At 63.1% G+C, this 1,091-nt stretch carries 2 protein-coding genes; both read right to left on the bottom strand.

From position 1 onward, the window contains the following. Positions 1-344, bottom strand: a 344-nt coding sequence (locus tag U4E84_RS18415) for an ATP-binding cassette domain-containing protein (protein ID WP_322533503.1), incomplete at its 3' end; no start/stop codon positions are given. Further along, on the bottom strand, positions 344-1,091 hold a 748-nt coding region (locus tag U4E84_RS18420; protein WP_322533504.1), incomplete at its 5' end, for an ABC transporter permease. The genes U4E84_RS18415 and U4E84_RS18420, both read right to left, overlap by 1 nt.

A 1,091-nucleotide genomic window follows, 5' to 3' on the forward strand; every position in this document is an offset into this window, starting at 1 on the left:
TGCCAGCCGACGGTGTAGCAGTGGTTCATCGCCTCCTGGGGGTTCTGGAAGATGTGCGCGATCTCGTATCCGCGGATGCTCCGGAGCTCCGACTCTGGCATCGACAGCAGGTCGCGTCCCTTGTACCGCACGGTCCCCTCGATGTGGCCGGGCGGCGTCTTGATGATCTTGGTGATCGACTCCGTCGCGACGGTCTTTCCGGAGCCCGACTCGCCGACGATACAGAGGGTCTCCCCGGTATCGACGTCGAAGTCGACTCCGTCGACCGCGGTGAGCGTTCCGTCGTCGGTGCTGAACGTCGTCGTGAGGTTTTCGACCTCGAGTAGTGGCTGATCGTCGGCCATTATTCGCTCTCCGCCTCCGCTTCGGGGTTCAGCGCGTCCAACAGCGCGTCGCCGAGGAAGTTGAACGCGAGGATGGTCAAGAACAGCACGATACCGGGCGCCAACACGATCCACGGAGCGAACGAGAGGTCGCTCCGACCGGCCGAGATGAGCTGTCCCCACGAGGGGACACTCGAATCGCCGATGCCCAGGAACGCCAGCTGCGCCTCGAACAGCAGGAAGCCGGGGATGAGCAGCGTGAGCTGCGTGATGATGCTGCTCGCGACGTTCGGAACCACGTGACCGCGGATCACCTGATACGTGCTCGCCCCGCTGATCCGGCTCGCCTTGATAAACTCGTCTTCGGAGATCGACAGCGCTTTACTGCGGACGTATCTGGCGGTTCCGCCCCACGCGAACAGCGAGAAGACGACGATGAACATCCCGAGCCCCCCGCCGTAGATGTACAGGATGAGCAGGAACATCAGGAACGTCGGGAACGAGAGGATGATGTCGACGAACCGCATCATGATCTCGTCGACCCAGCCGCCGGAGTAGGCGCTCAGCGTCCCGAAGGTGATACCGATCGTCGCGACGATGGTCGTCGTGATGAAGCCAATCTGCATGCTGATCGTCATCCCGTAGACGATCATCGTGAACACGTCCTTGCCGCCCTGCGTGGTCCCGAGCGGGTGTTGCCAGGTGCCGTGACACCGGCCGTTCATCACCTCGCCGACGCAGGTCGCCGGCGTCGTGTCGACGACGGAG

It is taken from the genome of Halorubrum sp. AD140 (assembly GCF_034497445.1).
Lineage (GTDB): Archaea > Halobacteriota > Halobacteria > Halobacteriales > Haloferacaceae > Halorubrum.